The sequence below is a fragment of the Burkholderia anthinoferrum genome, assembly GCF_002925705.1.
GTDB classification, from domain to species: domain Bacteria; phylum Pseudomonadota; class Gammaproteobacteria; order Burkholderiales; family Burkholderiaceae; genus Burkholderia; species Burkholderia semiarida.
On the sequence record NZ_LFZP01000064.1, the window covers coordinates 1 to 16948 of the forward strand.

Here is a 16948-nt window from a genome sequence, read left to right on the forward strand (position 1 = left end):
GGCATGCCGGAAATGGTCGCCGTCTTCTCGAGCGCCGCGGGCGGCGCGAACTGACGGGTTTCGTGAAGAACCGATTCGATCTTGGACAAGCGTGTCTCCATGCGTTCGTGTGATTCCTGCTGCGCTCGTGAAAACGCAACATGCATGCCAGTTGCGCGACCGGGGCGCGACTGCGGCGCAAGCCGCGGCAGCCGGGCGGGTGGCGCCCGATCCGATCGGCCCTGCGGTGTTGCGAATGACGGCGCGAGGCGGCGCGGCGTTCAGAAATGCAGCAAGTCGTGTTGCAGTCCTGAGCAGTGGATGGGCGAGCCGGCAGGCGGTCGCCCCGGCAAGGCCGTGTCAGGCGAGCAGTGAACGCAGCGCCGGCGCGTGCCGGAATTGCCGGATGCGTTCGAGCGCCGCTACCTCGAGCTGGCGGACGCGCTCGGCCGACAGGTTCAGTTGCCGGCCGATCTCGCGCAGCGAATACTCGTTGTCGACATCGATGCCGTACCTCAGGCGGAGAATCCACGCTTCGCGTGCGGGGAGGCGGTCGATCAGCGCGGCGACCGCCGTGCGCAACTGACCGGCGCTCGCCGCTTCTTCGGGCGTCGGCGCGTCGGGGTCGATCGTGACGTCGCACAGCGTCAGGTCGTGATCGGGCGAAACCGGCAAATCGGCGGAGATCGGCTCGCGCACGATGCTCATCAGCTCGCGCACCTTGTCGACCGGCAGCCGCATCTGCATGGAGAGCACCCGCGCGTCGGCGACGTCGCCGGTCCGTTGCCGGTGGATTCGCGCGAGCCGCGACAGCTTGTTGAGCGTATCGACGGTATGCGCGGGTACGCGTATCGTGCGCCCCAGATCGGCGAGCGCATGCGTGATCGCCTGCCGGATCCACCATGTCGCATACGTCGAGAATTTGAAGCCGCGCCGGTGGTCGTAGCGATCGACGGCCTTCATCAGGCCGATATTGCCTTCCTGGATCAGATCGGGGAACGGCAGGCCGCGATCGGCATAGCGCTTGGCGACCGACACGACGAGCCGTAGATTGCTCTGGAACAGCTTCGTTCTCGCAGGTTGCATCGCGCGCTCGATACGCGAGAGCCGCGCATCGAGCGCAATCGCGATGTCGAGCGGCAGCGGAGACTCGGCGGCCAGGCGCGCGAGCGCGGTGCGCGCGTCGATCAACGCCGGCGCGTGGCGGGCGAGGGCGGTCGCGCAATCGGGGTGCGCGGCGCTGTATGCGTGTAGCCACGCGCGTACGTCGTCGCACCGCGTGAATAGATCGTGGCGCGCGGATTCGACGCGTATGCCCGCGGCGGCCAGCGTGTCGACGAGCCGTTTTTCGAATGTGCGCGCTTGCGTCGCGCGCTCGCGGTTCGTCTGTCCGATGCGTTCGATCGCGCGCGAGGTGAAGCGGATGCTGCCGGTCAACGCGCCAGCGTCGCGCAGCAGCGCGCGGTAAGTCGCCGACTCGAAACCGTCCGCTCGCAATGCGTGCTGCATCGCCGATGCCAACGCACCGGCACGCTCGAGCGCCCCGACGACCGTATCGCGCCACGCCGGGCTGTCGAGGGAAAGACCGGCGTCGTCGTCGGGCACGGGCGGTGCCATGATCGGCTCGTCGGACGACATCGTCGCCGCATTCGCGGGCGGCTCGGCTTCACCGGCGAACCCCGTCACGTAAGCCGACGCCGCCACCTTGCCGGCGCGGATGTCATCCGCGATCGCCGCGACGACGGCCAGTGCCGCCGGATCGTGGCTCAATGCGTCGACGCATGTGGCGCGGCCGCTTTCCAGACGAAGCGCGAGCGCGATTTCCTCGTCGCGTTCGAGCAACGGCGTCGCGCTCATTTCCCGCAGATAGAGCCGGACCGGGTCGTTGGTCCGGCCCGCGAGCAGGTCGTCGGCCGCGAGCGGCGTCGACGCGTCGGCCAGCGTCGACGCGACTTCCGTCACCTGCGAAAAATGGCCGTCGAGCGTCCACGCGGTGCGCGCGCCGGCATGCTCGCGTACGTCGATGCCGAACTCGCGCAGCATCGACGCCGCTGCGTCGAAATCCGCGCCGTCGGCCGCATCGTCGGGTAGCGCGTCGGCGATTTCACCGTGCGTCACGTAGCCGCGATCGATGCCCAGCGCGATCAGCGCATGCAGATGCGCGGCGCGATCGGGGGCCGCGCCGCGACCCGCCACGCCGTCGCGCTCGCGAGCGGGCCCGGCGTCAGGCGAGCTTTGCATAGACGTTGCACCAGCCTTCGGCGGCAACCGTCTTGCCCGCGAACATCGGGCACGTACCGAAGGATTCGCCCGCGGCAGCCTTGTAGAAGCGGCAGTTCGAACACGTCTGGCCAGCCTGATACTTCGGGAACTTGCCTGCGTCGACGGCGGCCGCCTTGGCGCGGTAGCCGAGCGTCTTCGCCGTCGCATCGTTTTCGTCGACGGGCGGGGCGGCCGCGAATGCACGGGGGCCGGCCGCGAGCGCGGCGCACAGGCCGGCGGCCTGAACGAAGAAGGTTCTGCGATGACGGGAGATCATGATGGGATCCTGAATGAAATGAAAAGAAAAAGTCCGGTTCGCGCGCCGGGCAAACTGCCCGGCGCGGCGGTCGATCGAAACGAAGGTGGGCAGGCGGATTACTTGCGCGGCCCGGCGATGAGCGGCGCCTTCGATGCGTTGGCGATCTCGGCGGTCAGCTTGCTCTTCGACGCGTCGTAGCCGTTCGAGTAAAGCAGGAACGCCATCAGGTCCTCGTACTCCTGTGCGGTCATCTTGCCGGGGCGATCGGCCGGCATGTTGCTCGACATGTACAGGAAGATGCCGCCGACCGTGATATGCGACTTGCCCTCGGGCGCGAACGATTCTCCGCTCAGCGCGGGCGCGGTATTGCCCTCGAGCTGATCGCCGTGGCATTTCGCGCACGCATCGCCGTAGAGCTTCTTGCCGTGCTGCACCTGCACCTGATCGAACGACGGGACGCCGCCGCCTTCGCTCGTCGACACCTTGATGAAGCCGCTCCTTGCCGGCCGCTGTGCGGACGCGATCGCGCCGTCGAGAAACCGGCCGGGCACGCGCGTGGCGGCTTGCGCGATGTCGTCGGGCAGCGTCCAGCCGCGCGTGAGCGACGCGAGACGACCGTTGCCGCTCATCTGCGACAGCGTGGCGTCGATGCGCTTTTGCAGTGCGTCCTTGCCCGGCCCGAACGCGAACGACAGTTGCCAGTCGGAGTACGGCGACGACGTCGCCGCGACCTGGAACCGTTGTTTCGGATGGGCTCGCTCGTACGCGACGACGCTCGGATACCAGACGATCGCGCGCTGTGCACGGCCCGCGGCGAGCGCGCCGATCGTTTTCTCGCTGGTGTTCTCGAGGTCGAAGCGGGCGTTGGTCTGCTGCGCGGCGATCAGTTGCGACGGGCTGCCGTACGTGGCCGCGATCGTTTCCTTGGCGCCGGTCGGCGCTGGCGCGTCGCGCAGCGACACGCTGACGTAGCCGGAGCGCAGATAGCCCTGCGAGAACGTCATCCTGGATCCCGACGCATCGGCGATCGCCGAACGCGGGAAGCCGGCGATCACGTCGCAGTCGCGTTCGAGCGATTTCGTCAGCTCGCTGGCGGAGATGCCGTCGTCGTCGCCGTTGTCGTCCACGCCGTGTTTGTTGAAGGTCGCGGCGATGCCCGCGGCGCGGAACACTTCGCGCGCAACGGAGCGGTCGAGCGCGGTGGTCGGGCTGCCGGGCAGCGTGCAGACGCGCACGCCGGCCGACGCGGCTGCCGGTGTCAGCGCCACGCCCACGGCGAGCAGACTGGCGACGGTAACGGAAGTGAGGCGAGTATTCATGATCGTATGTCCGGTTGAAGCAGGTGGGACGTCGCGCCCGCATCGGGCGCATGCGGGCGCGACTCGGGCGTGGCGCGTGTTCAGTTCAGCGCGAACACGTACAGCGTGCCGCCGCGCGGAACGTCCTTCGCGATGTCGGCCATCGGGCCGCCCCAGATCGGGTTCGCGCCGCCATAGCCGGCGAGCACGGCGACATATTCCTTGCCGTCGACTTCGTACACCGACGGTTGGGAAATGATGCCGCTCGCCAGTTGCGGGCTTTCCCACAGCACCTTGCCGGTCGCCGTATCCAACGCGTACAGGTGGCCGTCGAGCGAGCCGCTGAACGCGAGGCCGCTCGCCGTGGTCGCGACGCCGCCGTTCCACGGCTTCTTCGACCAGTGGCTCCACAGCTTCTTGCCGGTGTTCACGTCGATGGCCGTCAGTTCGCCGTAGCCTTCGCTGCCCGGTTCGGGCTTGATCTCGAAGCCTTCGCCGAGATACGGCAGGCCTTCCATGTAGCTGACCGACTTGCCGGTCAGGCTCATGCACGCATGCAGCGCGGGCACGACCGCGATGTTGCGTTCCTGGTCGTACGAGATCGACCACCAGTTCTTGCCGCCGAGGAAGCTCGGGCACGTCTCGATCGTCGTGCCGGCCTTCGGGAACTTCGATGCGTCCTGGATCGGCTTGCCGTCGGCCGTGTAGCCGGTGACCGACAGCGCCTTCACGAACGGCGTCGCGTAGATCAGCTTGCCGGTCGTGCGGTCGATCGCATGGAAGAAGCCGTTGCGGTCCGCGTGGATGATCGCGTCGTAGTCCTTGCCCTTGTACTTGATGTCCGCGAGGACGGCCGCGTTCACGCCGTCGTAGTCCCACGTGTCGTTGTTCGTGTACTGGTAGTGCCACTTCAGGTTGCCGCTCTTCGCATCGAGCGCGAGCAGCGAATCGGAATACAGGTTGTCGCCGGGGCGCAGCGCGGCGAGCCACGGGCCGGGGTTGCCGACGCCCCAGTACAGCGTGCGGGACGCGGCGTCGTACGTGCCGGTGAGCCACGCGGCGCCGCCGCCATGGCTTTGCATGCCGTCGGGCCAGGTTTCCGCGCCCTTTTCGCCGGCGGCGGGGATCGTGTAGCGTTTCCAGACCTGCGAGCCGTCCTCCGGATTCAGCGCGGCGATGTAGCCGCGAATGCCGTATTCGCCGCCGGACGTGCCGACGACGATCGCGCCGTCGATCGCGAGCGGCGCGAGCGAGAACGCGTAGCCGAGGCCCGGCTCGAACATCTGCTTCTTCCACACGAGATTGCCGGTCTGCGCGTCGAGCGCCGCGACTTCGCCGTTCAGCATCGCGATATAGACGTTCTTGCCGTACAGCGCGACGCCGCGGTTCACTACGTCGCAGCACGCGGTCTTGAACGAGGCCGCGCCGAGTTTCGGCTCGTATTTCCACAGCTGCTTGCCGGTCTTCGCATCGAACGCGTAGACGTTGTCCTTCGGCGTCGTCACGAACAGATAGTTGCCGTTGACGATCGGCGTGGCCTCGAAGCCCTGCTTCAGGTCGGCGGGGAACTTGTACGCCCACACCTGCTTGAGATCCTTCGCGTTCGACGTGTCGATCTGCTTGAGCGGCGAGTGCGAGCGGCCGTCGTAGGTGCGGTAGTAGGTCAGCCAGCCCGGATCGCCGTGCGCATCGGTCAGGCGCTGGTAGGTCACGGCCGGGTAGTCCGCGGCCGCTTCGACGAGGCCGGGGTTCAGCGCGACGGCCGCCGCCGCCGCGATGCCGATCGTCGCCAGCCGGCTCGCTGAAGCCGAGAGTTTCTTCATGGTTGTCTCCTGAGTCATTGTGGTCGCACCGCCGCGAACGATTCGTCGCGCCGGCACGGTTGGGGTTTCCGGGCCGAGTGCACTGTCCGTTACGCAAGTCGCATGCCATCGGTGTCGCATGCCGGTATGACGCGGCATACCGGCGTATCGCAGGGGAAGCACGCACGGGCGGTTCGCGCTATCGCGTCGACGCAGGTGTTGCATTCAGGTACACCGTCGCGCGCGAAGTGTTGCCAAACATGACAGGTGGCGCAGCCCGCGCAACAGCGGCGAGTCGGTCGCCCACATTGGGTACCGACGCGATGTGCGGCGCAGCGCGCGCCACGCGTGCTCGCGGCGCTGGCACGGTTCTCGCACGCCGGCTTCGCGACAACCCGTCGCCGCGCGATGCCTCGCACGCGCCGGCGGAACATGAATGCGGAGACAACGTAGATGATCAGGAGACCAAAGGCCGCCGCGCGCGACGCCGCGACGCGGCGCGGCCGGCGTGCGCGATGCGTCGGCACGGCCCTCGGCGCGCTCGCGCTGGTCGGCTTGCCGGCCGGCAGCGTGAGCGCGCAGCCGCAGGCGGCCGGGGCCGCGCTCGAGCCGGACGTCGTGCTGCCCGCGGTGGTCGTCGTCGGCACCACGCCGCTGCTCGGGATCGGCACGCCGCTGTCGAAGGTGCCGGCGAACGTGCAGACGGTGCGTGCGGCGGAACTCGACGCGCAGCACCGCGCGACGCTCGCCGATTTCTTCGCGGCGAACCTGCCGAGCGTGACGATCTCGGATGCGCAGGGCAACCCGTATCAGACGGACGTCAACTATCGCGGCTTCACCGCGTCGCCGCTGCTCGGCACGCCGCAGGGGCTGTCGGTGTTCGTCGACGGCGTGCGCGTGAACGAGCCGTTCGGCGACGTCGTGAACTGGGACATCCTGCCCATGCAGGCGATCGACCGCGTGCAATTGATTCCGGGCTCCAACCCGGTGTACGGGCTCAACACGCTCGGCGGTGCGCTCGCGATCACGACGAAGGACGGCAGGTCGAACCCGGGCGGCGAAGCGGAGGTGTCGGGCGGTGCGTGGGGCCGCAAGAGCGCCAGCGTCGAGCAGGGCGGCACGATCGGCCCGAACCTCGACTACTACGCGACCGCGAACGTCGCGAACGACGGCGGCTGGGCCGACCATAACGCGAGCCGCGTGCGGCAGGCGTTCGGCAAGCTGCGCTACACCGATGCGGACACGACGCTGTCGATCGCGGCGGGCGGCGCCGACAACACGCTGTCCGGCTCCCAGACGATCCCGCGCTCGTTCCTCGACAACCGCAAGCAGGCGTATACGTATCCGGACCGGAACCGCAACAGCGCCGGCTACCTGACGCTGTCGGGCGACCGCTTCTTCGGGGAAAACGTCGAATTGAGCGGCAACGCGTACTACCGGCACCTGCGCAACACGAACACGAGCAGCAACAACAATACGGATTACGGATCGGTGGACGAGGACGGTACGGTCGACACGGTGCAGGGCAGCAACGCGCAATCGACGATCGTCACCGACAGCTACGGCGGCAGCGTGCAGCTCACGCTGCTCGGCAAGCTCGGCGGGATGGCGAACCGGCTGGTCGCGGGCGTCTCGGCCGATGTCGCGAACTCGAGCTACGTCGCGTCGTCGCAGGACGCGTCTTTCACCGATGCGCGCGCGGCGCTCGGCATCGGCGATTTCGTGCAGCAGACGCGCGCCAAGACGCGCAACACGAATTTCGGCGTGTACCTGAGCGACGCGCTGTCGCTGACGCCGCACTGGACGCTCACGCTGTCGGGCCGCTACGACTGGTCGAAAGCGCAGATCGGCGACGAGAGCGGCGTGCAGCCGCTGCTCGACGGCAACCATGTGTTCTCGCGCTTCAACCCGGCGGTCGGGCTCAACTGGAACCCGGTTCCGGGTTTTACCGCGTATGCGACGTACAACGAAGGCATGCGTTCGCCGACCGCCATCGAGCTCGCGTGCGCGGACCCGGCGGCGCCGTGTTCGCTGCCGAACGACTTCATCGCCGACCCGGCGCTCAAACCCGTGATCTCGAGGACGTTCGAGGCCGGCGTGCGCGGGCGCATCGGCGCCGCGACGACCTGGAGCGCCGCGGCCTATCGCACGACATTGACCGATGACATCCAGTTCATCAGCAGCCCGGCCAGCGCGCAGGGCTATTTCCGCAACGTCGGCGATACGCGGCGGCAGGGTATCGAGCTCGCCGGCCGCACGCGGCTCGGCTCGCTCGGTGTCGGGCTGTCGTACAGCCATGTCGATGCGACCTACCGTTCGTCGTGGACGGAACACAGCCCGGCGAATTCGGCGGCCGACGCGAACGGCAACGTGACGGTCAAGCCGGGCGACCGCATCCCCGGCATTCCCGCGCATACGGTGAAGTTGCGGCTCGACTATGCGGCAACGCCTGCATGGGACATCGGCACAAACGTCACGTGGCGCAGCGGCGTGTACGCGCGCGGCGACGAGAACAATGGCGACGTGAACGGCAGGATCGCGGGCTACGTGCTCGTCGATCTCGACATGCGTTACCGGGTCACGAAGCGGTTCGAGGTGTTCGCGAGCGTGACGAACCTGCTCGACAAGCGCTACGCGAGCTTCGGCGTACTCGGCCAGAATTTCTTCAACGGACCGAACCACACGTTTGACGGCGCCAACCCGGTGAACGAACCGTTCGTCGGGCCGGGCGCACCGCGCGGCGCGTGGGTCGGCGCGCGTTATGCGTGGGATTGAGCGTGTCGCCGCGTCATGGCACCAACGCGCGCGGGCCGTCACGTGAACGGCGCTGTCGCGAACAGTGCGTTCACCGCGCGTGCGATGCTGCGCGCCAGCGCCGGGTCGCTTGCCAGATGCCCGGCCTTCACGCATTCGATTCGCGCTTCGGGCACGGCTCGCGCGAGGCGCTCGACGTTGCCGACCGGGCAAACGGGATCGTGTATCCCGTGCGCGGCGAACAGCGGCACGTGGGCCCGTGCGGCCCGTCGCGCGAGCGCGAGCACGCGGCGCTCGCCGAGCCAGCAATCGTGTTGCAGGTAGTGCGCCTGGATCCGGTATTTGTCGATCAGCCGGCGGACGGTCTCGTTCGAACGGATCGCGCGCATGGGCGAGCGGCGCGTGCGTGCCGATGCGAGGATCGCGCTTTCGTATGCGTGCCACGCGAGCGCCACCGCGCGCTGCCGGGCCGCGCTCGCGCCGTGGCGCAATCGCTGCGCGCAGCGCGACAGCAGGCGATCCGGCCGGCCACCCCCGGCCGCTGCATTGAGGCGCCGCCATTCGCGCGGGGCACGCGTGCGGGACGTCATGAAGAGCCCGCGGACTTCGCGGCGCGACGTCAGGAACAGGCCGCGCAGCACGACGCCCGTCACCCGTTCCGGATGCGTGCCCGCATACGCGAGTGCGAGCGCGGCGCCCCACGATCCGCCGACGACGCCCCAGCGTGTCACGCCGAGCTGTTCGCGCACCGCCTCGAGATCCGCGATCAGCCGCGCGGTGTCGTTGTGACGCGTGCCGCCGCGCGGTGTCGACGCGCCCGCGCCGCGCTGGTCGACGAGCACGACGCGCACGCGGGTAAGGTCGAACAGCCGCAGGATGCCGGCCTGGCTGCCGCTGCCGGGGCCGCCGTGCAGCACGACGACCGGATGGCCGCGCGCGGCGCCGGCCACGGTGAAGGCGATCGATTGCGCATCGCGGCGCAGGCGTCGGCGAACGGGCGTGGGCGGCGGCGCCGGCGTGTCGGGCAAGACCCGCATGGCGGGCGGCGGCGTGGATCGAATCGGGCGACGCGTCATGTCGATAGGGTTCGGGCGGAATCGGGAGGCGTAATCGTCGGCGGCCGGACGGTCGCCCGGCCTGCCCTGCGACAAAGCGAGAAGCGCGCCAGCCGCGAAGATCCGGATTCGCACGGGTAGTCACGCGCCGGGAAATCGCGGTATCACGCAGACAGGCCGTCGCGCGACGCGACGCGCGCCACCGCGCCCGGGCGATTCATTACATCCTCCTTTCGATCGGGTTGCGCGGCGCCAGCGTGGCCCGATGCTTGCTTGCAATGACGGCAAAGAGTCCGGCAGTTGACCGGAAGGATCCCCCGGAGGAGACAATGCGCGATGACGTAGAGCAGGCGGCCGGGACACGGGCCGCGCATCCCGCTGGCTGGCCCGCACCGTCGATCCAGAAGGCCCATGAGCGCTCGGAGACGTTCGGCCTGCAGGTATCGGCACGCCCCGATTACGACGTGCTGTCGAACGCGGCGCTGGTGCTCAAGCGCGAGCAGAGCCGGGTGCTGTGCGTGCACGCGATGCCGGTGATGGAAACGCTGCACGAGCAGATCGTCAATACGCAGAGCATGATCGTGCTGACCGACGCGGAAGGGCTGATCCTGCATTCGATCGGCGACGACGATTTCCTGCGCCGCGCGGAGAAGGTCGCGCTGCGCCCGGGCGCGAACTGGGCGGAGAACCGGCAGGGCACCAACGCGATCGGCACGGCGCTGGCCGAGCTGTGCCCGATGGTCGTCCACGGCGACCAGCACTTCCTGGCCGCGAACCGCTTCCTGACCTGTTCGAGCGTGCCGATCCTCGATCCGTACGGCGACGCGATCGGCGTGCTCGACGTGACGGGCGACCACCGCAGCTATCACCAGCACACGATGGCGCTCGCGAAGATGTCGGTGCAGATGATCGAGAATCACCTGTTTACGACGACCTTTCAGGAAACGCTGCAGGTGTCGTTCCATGGCCGCCCCGAATTTCTCGGCACGCTGATGGAGGGGATCGTCGCGTTCACCGCCGACGGCCGCTTCCTGTCGGCCAATCGCAGCGCGCAGTTCCAGCTCGGCATGCCGCTCGCCGCGCTGCGCGCGCACACGCTGTCGTCGCTGTTCGACATCACCAGTGCGCAACTGATCGACCGCATGCGCGCGAGCACCGACCGGCACCTGATGCTCAATCTCGGCAACGGCGCGGTGGTGTGCGCGCGCGTGCACTTTCGCCGCGCGACGCTCGCCGAAGGCAGCCGGCCGACGGACGTCCACGATGCGGGGGCGCCGGCCGCGCGCGCGAACGCGGCGCCCGCGCCGGCGGCGGGCACGTCGGCCGGCCTGTCGCGGCTCAACTATCTCGACACCGGCGACGCGCAGGTCGCCAGCGTGATCGCGAAGGTGCGCAAGGTGATCGGCAAGGACATCCCGATCCTGATCACGGGCGAGACCGGCACCGGCAAGGAACTGCTCGCGCAGGCGATCCACAACGACTCGCCGCGCCGCGACGCGCCGTTCGTCGCGGTCAACTGCGCGTCGATTCCGGAGACGCTGATCGAGTCCGAACTGTTCGGCTACGAGGAGGGCGCGTTTACCGGCGCGCGCCGCAAGGGGGCGATCGGCAAGCTGCTGCAGGCGAACGGCGGCACGCTGTTCCTCGACGAGATCGGCGACATGCCGTATCCGCTGCAAGTGCGGCTGCTGCGCGTGCTGCAGGAGCGTCTCGTCAACCCGCTCGGCTCGACGAAGACGATCCCCGTGGACATCGCGATCATCTGCGCGACGCATCGCGATTTGCGCGACATGATCGCGCAGAACCGTTTCCGCGAGGATCTCTACTACCGGCTGAACGGCCTCGTGGTGCGCCTGCCGCCGTTGCGCGACCGCACGGATCTCGCGGTCGTCGTGCAGAAGATGCTGCAGCGCGAAGCGTTCGCGGGCCCGGGCCGGCCGCCGCTGTCGGTCGCGCCGGACGTGATGGAGCTGTTCGTGCGCTGCACGTGGCCGGGCAACTTCCGCCAGCTCGGCAACCTGCTGCGCACGGCGGCCGCGATGGTCGACGACGACGGCGAAATCCGGCGCGAGCACCTGCCGGACGACTTCTTCGACGACCTGCGGCGCGGCGATGTGCAGGTCGTCTCCGAGGCGTGCGCGTCGCCCGCCGCGCCCGCCCGGCCTGCCGCGGCGGGAGGCGGGCCCTGCGGCGTGGACGCCTTCCCGCCCGCCGACACGCGTCTGCAGGATGTCGCGGCATCCGCGATCGCGGCCGCGCTGGCCCGTCACGGCGGCAATGTGTCCGCCGCCGCGCGCGCGCTCGGCGTGTCGCGCAACACGATCTACCGGAAGATGCCCGCGGCCGACGCGGCGCGGCACCCGTCTGACGAAAGCTGATACGCGAGCCACGGCGCACCGGCCGGTGCGCCGGGTGCGCAACGTGTCACAGCCGGTGTGTCAAGTTGCAACACCGGTGTTCAACGATTCAACACCTGTCACCGCCCGGGCGCCTCGCGCCGTCCGGCCGGCCGGGCGCATTCGCGCGAATCGTGTCGGCCATTCGTAAGGATTGCGTCCCGATGCCCGGATGACGGCCGTATGCCGGTGCGTGGCGGTGAAGGCAACGCATCGGCACGCTCCTTGCTGAAGAGGAAGCGACCGCTCGATCACCGCGGTTGTTCGACTCACGCAGCAACACATCGACTCATCGATTCATCAACTCAACAGGAGACACACCATGCAGTGGACGACACCGTCATACACCGACCTGCGCTTCGGCTTCGAAATCACGATGTACATCGCCAACCGCTGATCGCCGCGCGTGCCGCCCGTTTCGCCGTGGTCGGCGCGGGCGGCCTCGGGAGCTGACGCCCATGAAGATCAAGATACTCGGCTCGGGAGCCGGCGGCGGCCTGCCGCAATGGAACTGCAATTGCGCGAACTGCCGCCGTGCGCGTAGCGGAAGCGGCCATGTGGTGCCGCGCACGCAATCGTCGATCGCGGTCAGCGAAGACGGCATCGACTGGGTTCTCGTCAATGCGTCGCCCGACATTCTTTCGCAGTTGCGCGCGGATCCGGACCTGCAACCGGCGCGCGCGATCCGCGACAGCGGCATCGCCGCCGTCGTGCTGTGCGACGCGCAGATCGATCACGTGACGGGCCTGCTGATGCTGCGCGAGCGCTCGACGCCGCTGCCGCTGTACGCGAGCGCGCCGGTGCTCGACGACCTGTCGACCGGCTTGCCGCTCGTGCCCCTGCTCGGCCATTACTGCGGCGTCGCCGCGCACACGATCGTGCCCGGCGAGCCATTCGAAGTGCCCGCGGCGCGCGGGATCCGTTTCACCGCGATCGCCGTCGACAGCAAGCCGCCGCCTTATTCGCCGCGGCGTGCGTCGGCCGCGCCCGGCGACAACATCGCGCTGTCGATCGAGGACGTCGCGAGCGGGCGGCGCGCGTTCTATGCGCCGGGGCTCGCGTCGGTCACCGACGACGTGCGCGCGGCCATGGACGGCGCCGATCTCGTGCTGGTGGACGGCACGTTCTGGACCGGGACCGAGATGATCGATCTTGGCCTGTCGGGCAAGCACGCGGCCGACATGGGGCATCTCGCGCAGTGCGCGGAACACGGGCGGCCCGGCATGATCGACTGGCTCGACCGGCTGCCCGCGCGCACGCGCAAGGTGCTCACGCACATCAACAACACGAACCCGATTCTCGATCCGCATTCCGTCGAGCATGCGCACCTGCGCGCGCACGGCATCGACGTCGCGCACGACGGCATGCAATTCCAGGTCTGACGATGAACGCACCGATCCCCGCTACGGCGTTGCACGCGACGCCCTGGACCGCGACCGAATTCGAGGCGCGCCTGCGTGCGCTCGAATCGCGCTATCACATCCATCACCCGTTCAACCGGCGGCTCAACAGCGGCGCCTGTTCGCCCACGCAGATCCGCGGCTGGGTCGCGAACCGCTTCTATTACCAGATCTGCATTCCGCTCAAGGATGCGGCGATCCTGTCGAACTGTCCCGACCGCGAGACGCGGCGCCGCTGGATCCAGCGGCTGATCGACCACGACGGGCAGGGCGACAACGAAGGCGGCATCGAGGCGTGGGTGCGGCTCGGCGAGGCATGCGGTCTGACGCGCGACGAGCTATGGTCGCTCGAACACGTGCTGCCCGGCGTGCGTTTCGCGGTGGATGCGTACGTGAACTTCGCGCGGCGCGCGCCGTGGCAGGAAGCCGTGTGCTCGTCGCTGACCGAGATGTTCGCGCCGCAGATCCATCTCGACCGGCTCGCGGGCTGGCCGTCGCATTACCCGTGGATCGAGCCGGCCGGGCTGCATTATTTCCGCAGCCGCGTGCCGCTCGCGCAGCGCGACGTCGAGCACGGGCTCGCGGTCACGTTGGAGCATTTCACGACACCGGACGCGCAGCAGCGCGCGCTCGGCATCCTGCAATTCAAGCTCGACATCCTGTGGTCGATGCTCGACGCCGTCGAAAAGGCCTATCCGCTATGAACGCGATCGAAGCCGCCAGCGGCGTGCCGCTGCGCCCCTGCCTCAGGGGCATGTACCGCCTCCAATGGGAGGCGGCCCAGGATGCGTACGTGCTCCTCTATCCGGAGGGCATGGTCAAGCTCAATCCGAGCGCGGGGGAGATACTCGCGCGCTGCGACGGCACGCGCGAACTGGACGACATCATCGGCGAGCTCGAGCGCCTGTTCATGCAATCCGATCTCGCGACCGACGTCTACCGCTTTCTCGATCATGCGCGACTGCGCGGCTGGCTCGACTGACATGGCGCCCGACACTTCCCGTCCGTCCGCGCCGCTGTGGCTGCTCGCGGAACTCACGTACCGCTGCCCGCTGCATTGCGCGTTCTGCTACAACCCGGTCGATTTCGCGACGCACGGCGCGGAACTGGACACCGACGCGTGGCGCACGGTCATCAGCGACGCGCGCGCGCTCGGCGCCGCGCAAATCGGCTTCTCGGGCGGCGAGCCGCTGCAGCGCGGCGACCTCGAGACGCTCGTCGCGCATGCGCGCGGGCTCGGCTTCTATACGAACCTGATCACGTCGGGCATCGGGCTGAACGTCGCGCGCATCGAGCGGCTCAAGGCCGCCGGGCTCGATCATATTCAGTTGTCGCTGCAGGATTCGACGCGCGAGCTGAACGACTTCCTGACCAGCACGCGTACGTTCGAACTGAAACGCGACGTGGCGCGGCTGATCAAGGCGCACGGCTACCCGATGGTGCTCAACTGCGTGCTGCATCGCTACAACCTGCCGCACGTGGGGCAGATCATCGAGATGGCGCTCGATCTCGGCGCCGATTACCTGGAGCTCGCGAACACGCAGTATTACGGCTGGGCTATGCTCAATCGCGATCAACTGATGCCGACCGTCGAGCAGGTGCGCGAGGCCGAGGACACGGTCAACCGCTATCGCAAGCTGATCGGCGAGCGCTGCAAGATCCTGTTCGTCGTGCCCGACTATTTCGAGCGCCGCCCGAAAGCGTGCATGAACGGCTGGGGCTCGGTGTTTCTCGGTGTCGCGCCGGACGGCACCGCGCTGCCGTGCCATGCCGCGCGGTCGCTGCCGGGGCTCGCGTTGCCGAACGTGCGCGACCGGTCGCTGCGGGAAATCTGGTACGACAGCGACGCGTTTAACGCGTTTCGCGGCGACGACTGGATGCGCGAGCCGTGCCGCACGTGCGACGAGCGGCATACGGATCACGGCGGCTGCCGGTGTCAGGCCTACCTGCTGGCCGGCGATCCGAAGGAGGCCGATCCGGTGTGCGCGAAGTCCACCCATCACGGCCAGGTCGAACAGGCCGTGCAGTTCGCGCGACGTCGCGCGCCGATCGCCGAACAGCCGTTGGTGTTTCGCAGCAAGGAGAATTCGCTCGCGCAATGCGACGCGGCGTGCGAGCGCTGAGGCGCGCGGTCAGGACGAAGGCAGCGGCGCGCGACGCGGTGCTCGCGCGCCGCCGCGCCGCGCGGGGAGAAAACGGCGCACCGCCGCCGCCGATGCGGGCGCGCGTACCCACCGCATTCAATCTCGATGAATGGCCGCGCACGCGCGCGCCATCACCCGTCATCCGCCTTCGCCTGCAAATCCTTCAGCCCCTGAATCACGACCAGCAGCGCGCGCCCGTGCTCGTCCGACCCGTCCCACGCGTCGACGATCGCGTCGCGCAGCAGGTCGTTGTACCGACGGCGCGACGGCTCCGTATCGACACCATAGAAACTGCATAGCTTATTGAATGGCGCGCTGCGGCGCAGCCGGCGCCCGTTCGACAACCGAAGGCGCGACACGGTAGGCTGGCTGACCCCGGAAAGCCGCGCGATTTCGCTGGACGAGCGTGTATCCGCCATCAGGCGGCGCAACAGGTCTTGAACGGGAAAATCTTGGTCCGGGGCTTCCATGCGATGCATTATACCTATACAGTTACGGCTGTTGAATGGGCTTGCTGTCAGCAGCGAGGCTGTATCCCGAGAAAGTTGATGACACTGAAACACCTCCCTCCCACGTTCTGCTGGACCAAGATCGGCACCGAGTCCGGCGAGGAGCTGCCGACCGTCGTACTCCGCAAGGAATGGGAGCGCCGGCTCGGAGGCGGGCGTTTTCTGTGGGGCATCAACCAGCCGCTCGGCAACAGCGCGCAAGTCGCCGCGCATCGCACCGGTTCGCTGCTCGCACTGTTCTCGCCGGTCGCGTCGCGTCCGCGCGCGGGCGAGCGCAAGGACGCATTGCTGTGGAATGCGTGGGTCGACGCAGGCGGGCAGGTGCGGCCGTTGCCGCCGCATACGTTCATCGCCAGCCGCTCGACGCTGCCGTCCGGCCGGCGTCGTGAGCAGCACTACGCGCTCGTGTGCGCGTCGTCCACGGCGCTGACGGTCGGCACGCAGTTGCGCGTGTTTCCCGATCACCTGCGCAGCGTGAGCACCGGCAAGCCGCTGGGCGCCGCACAGGGGGCGGCCGTGGTCGACTGCGTCGGGCGTGCGAAGGAACAGACGGGCAAGAGCTATCCGCTCGCGCTGTCGGTCGAGCTCGAAGCGCCGTATTTCGTGCGGCTGGCGCAGCCGTGCGTGCTGAAGGCGCGCGATCTCGCGGAAGTGAACAAGGCCACGCGCGCGGGCGATTTCGATCGCTTCGTCGAGCTGGTCGCGCGCTTGCGCGGCCGTTCGCCGACGGACGCCGTGCGCGGCGTCACGCGCGATCTGTTCGACGTGCCGCCGCTCGAAACGGCGGCCGCGTATGTGGCGCCCACGCATGTCGCGCGCATGCGCCACCGGCCGGCGGTCGAGCATCCGCGCGATCTTACCGGCGATCTGTTCGACCTGTCGCCGGGCGAGGCGGCCGCGTTCGCGGGGCTGGCGCATCCGCGCATCGGGCGCGCGTGACGACCCACGCGAAGCCGTTCGCGCAAGAATTTGTTGCAATCTCGCCGTAGCGGATCGGCGAGCGCGGCGCGACAATCGGCACGAAGCGCGCGGCGCGGCGGCCGATGCGTCGACATGCGACGGGTCGTGGTTCACGCCGCCGACATGCGTA

The 16948-nt window shown here is 68.5% G+C and carries 14 protein-coding genes; 8 read left to right on the top strand and 6 right to left on the bottom strand.

Annotated features, from left to right (window positions below):
- Nucleotides 1–339 precede the first annotated feature (339 nt).
- The 4 genes from C5F75_RS30035 to C5F75_RS30050 form a co-directional block, all read right to left on the bottom strand.
- Nucleotides 340–2220, bottom strand: a complete 1881-nt coding sequence (locus tag C5F75_RS30035; protein ID WP_104013182.1) for a sigma-70 family RNA polymerase sigma factor — start codon at nucleotides 2218–2220, stop codon at nucleotides 340–342.
- Nucleotides 2204–2518 carry a high-potential iron-sulfur protein gene (locus tag C5F75_RS30040; RefSeq protein WP_059583268.1) on the bottom strand — a complete coding sequence of 105 codons (315 nt, stop codon included), beginning with the start codon at nucleotides 2516–2518 and terminating at the stop codon, nucleotides 2204–2206. Before C5F75_RS30040 ends, C5F75_RS30035 begins: the two co-directional genes overlap by 17 nt.
- 98 nt (nucleotides 2519–2616) lie before the next feature.
- Nucleotides 2617–3819 (bottom strand): c-type cytochrome, encoded by a 1203-nt coding sequence (locus tag C5F75_RS30045; protein WP_104013183.1) that lies wholly within the window; start codon nucleotides 3817–3819, stop codon nucleotides 2617–2619.
- 80 nt (nucleotides 3820–3899) lie between these two features.
- Nucleotides 3900–5621 carry a methanol/ethanol family PQQ-dependent dehydrogenase gene (locus C5F75_RS30050; protein WP_104013184.1) on the bottom strand — a complete coding sequence of 574 codons (1722 nt, stop codon included), beginning with the start codon at nucleotides 5619–5621 and terminating at the stop codon, nucleotides 3900–3902.
- A gap of 432 nt (nucleotides 5622–6053) precedes the next feature.
- Between C5F75_RS30050 and C5F75_RS30055 the strand changes: the two genes are divergently transcribed.
- Complete coding sequence (locus C5F75_RS30055; RefSeq protein ID WP_104013185.1) at nucleotides 6054–8375, top strand: TonB-dependent receptor; 2322 nt, start codon at nucleotides 6054–6056, stop codon at nucleotides 8373–8375.
- Between the two features lie 38 nt (nucleotides 8376–8413).
- On the opposite strand, the gene C5F75_RS30060 is transcribed toward C5F75_RS30055, so the two are convergent.
- Entirely contained in the window at nucleotides 8414–9430 is a 1017-nt protein-coding gene (locus C5F75_RS30060) for an alpha/beta fold hydrolase (RefSeq protein ID WP_060011997.1), read from the bottom strand.
- Between the two features lie 308 nt (nucleotides 9431–9738).
- Here C5F75_RS30060 and C5F75_RS30065 point away from each other — a divergent pair, with 308 nt between their 5' ends.
- The 6 genes from C5F75_RS30065 to pqqE all read left to right on the top strand — a co-directional run bounded on the left by C5F75_RS30065 (nucleotide 9739) and on the right by pqqE (nucleotide 15328).
- The gene (locus C5F75_RS30065; protein WP_104013186.1) at nucleotides 9739–11787 is read left to right on the top strand and encodes a sigma-54-dependent Fis family transcriptional regulator; all 2049 of its coding nucleotides are present in this window, start codon (nucleotides 9739–9741) and stop codon (nucleotides 11785–11787) included.
- A gap of 340 nt (nucleotides 11788–12127) precedes the next feature.
- The gene (gene pqqA, locus C5F75_RS30075) at nucleotides 12128–12202 is read left to right on the top strand and encodes a pyrroloquinoline quinone precursor peptide PqqA (RefSeq protein WP_006485436.1); all 75 of its coding nucleotides are present in this window, start codon (nucleotides 12128–12130) and stop codon (nucleotides 12200–12202) included.
- A gap of 61 nt (nucleotides 12203–12263) precedes the next feature.
- Entirely contained in the window at nucleotides 12264–13187 is a 924-nt protein-coding gene (gene pqqB / locus C5F75_RS30080) for a pyrroloquinoline quinone biosynthesis protein PqqB (protein ID WP_059583258.1), read from the top strand.
- Between the two features lie 2 nt (nucleotides 13188–13189).
- On the top strand, nucleotides 13190–13909 hold the full coding sequence (gene pqqC / locus C5F75_RS30085; protein WP_059583257.1) for a pyrroloquinoline-quinone synthase PqqC: 720 nt from the start codon (nucleotides 13190–13192) through the stop codon (nucleotides 13907–13909).
- A complete protein-coding gene (pqqD, locus tag C5F75_RS30090) occupies nucleotides 13906–14187 on the top strand; it encodes a pyrroloquinoline quinone biosynthesis peptide chaperone PqqD (protein WP_006480620.1) in 282 nt (93 codons plus the stop codon). The genes pqqC and pqqD overlap by 4 nt, the downstream gene beginning before the upstream one ends.
- A gap of 1 nt (nucleotide 14188) precedes the next feature.
- Complete coding sequence (pqqE, locus tag C5F75_RS30095; protein ID WP_104013187.1) at nucleotides 14189–15328, top strand: pyrroloquinoline quinone biosynthesis protein PqqE; 1140 nt, start codon at nucleotides 14189–14191, stop codon at nucleotides 15326–15328.
- Between the two features lie 152 nt (nucleotides 15329–15480).
- Here the strand turns inward: pqqE and C5F75_RS30100 are convergent, their stop codons facing one another.
- Nucleotides 15481–15819 carry a helix-turn-helix domain-containing protein gene (locus tag C5F75_RS30100; RefSeq protein WP_012339501.1) on the bottom strand — a complete coding sequence of 113 codons (339 nt, stop codon included), beginning with the start codon at nucleotides 15817–15819 and terminating at the stop codon, nucleotides 15481–15483.
- Between the two features lie 78 nt (nucleotides 15820–15897).
- On the opposite strand from C5F75_RS30100, the gene C5F75_RS30105 reads away from it, so the two are divergent.
- Nucleotides 15898–16797: a hypothetical protein gene (locus tag C5F75_RS30105; RefSeq protein WP_060011993.1), complete on the top strand. Its 900-nt coding sequence runs from the start codon at nucleotides 15898–15900 to the stop codon at nucleotides 16795–16797.
- Nucleotides 16798–16948 lie beyond the last annotated feature (151 nt).

What these genes read in the sequence shown, in the direction of transcription:
- C5F75_RS30040 (WP_059583268.1), bottom strand. Translation starts at nt 2,518, where the DNA reads ATGATCTCCCGTCATCGCAGAACCTTCTTCGTTCAGGCCGCCGGCCTG.
- pqqE (WP_104013187.1), top strand. Translation starts at nt 14,189, where the DNA reads ATGGCGCCCGACACTTCCCGTCCGTCCGCGCCGCTGTGGCTGCTCGCG.
- C5F75_RS30100 (WP_012339501.1), bottom strand. Translation starts at nt 15,819, where the DNA reads ATGGAAGCCCCGGACCAAGATTTTCCCGTTCAAGACCTGTTGCGCCGC.
- C5F75_RS30060 (WP_060011997.1), bottom strand. Translation starts at nt 9,430, where the DNA reads ATGACGCGTCGCCCGATTCGATCCACGCCGCCGCCCGCCATGCGGGTC.
- C5F75_RS30105 (WP_060011993.1), top strand. Translation starts at nt 15,898, where the DNA reads ATGACACTGAAACACCTCCCTCCCACGTTCTGCTGGACCAAGATCGGC.
- C5F75_RS30035 (WP_104013182.1), bottom strand. Translation starts at nt 2,220, where the DNA reads ATGCAAAGCTCGCCTGACGCCGGGCCCGCTCGCGAGCGCGACGGCGTG.
- pqqB (WP_059583258.1), top strand. Translation starts at nt 12,264, where the DNA reads ATGAAGATCAAGATACTCGGCTCGGGAGCCGGCGGCGGCCTGCCGCAA.
- C5F75_RS30065 (WP_104013186.1), top strand. Translation starts at nt 9,739, where the DNA reads ATGCGCGATGACGTAGAGCAGGCGGCCGGGACACGGGCCGCGCATCCC.
- C5F75_RS30050 (WP_104013184.1), bottom strand. Translation starts at nt 5,621, where the DNA reads ATGAAGAAACTCTCGGCTTCAGCGAGCCGGCTGGCGACGATCGGCATC.
- pqqD (WP_006480620.1), top strand. Translation starts at nt 13,906, where the DNA reads ATGAACGCGATCGAAGCCGCCAGCGGCGTGCCGCTGCGCCCCTGCCTC.
- C5F75_RS30045 (WP_104013183.1), bottom strand. Translation starts at nt 3,819, where the DNA reads ATGAATACTCGCCTCACTTCCGTTACCGTCGCCAGTCTGCTCGCCGTG.
- pqqC (WP_059583257.1), top strand. Translation starts at nt 13,190, where the DNA reads ATGAACGCACCGATCCCCGCTACGGCGTTGCACGCGACGCCCTGGACC.
- C5F75_RS30055 (WP_104013185.1), top strand. Translation starts at nt 6,054, where the DNA reads ATGATCAGGAGACCAAAGGCCGCCGCGCGCGACGCCGCGACGCGGCGC.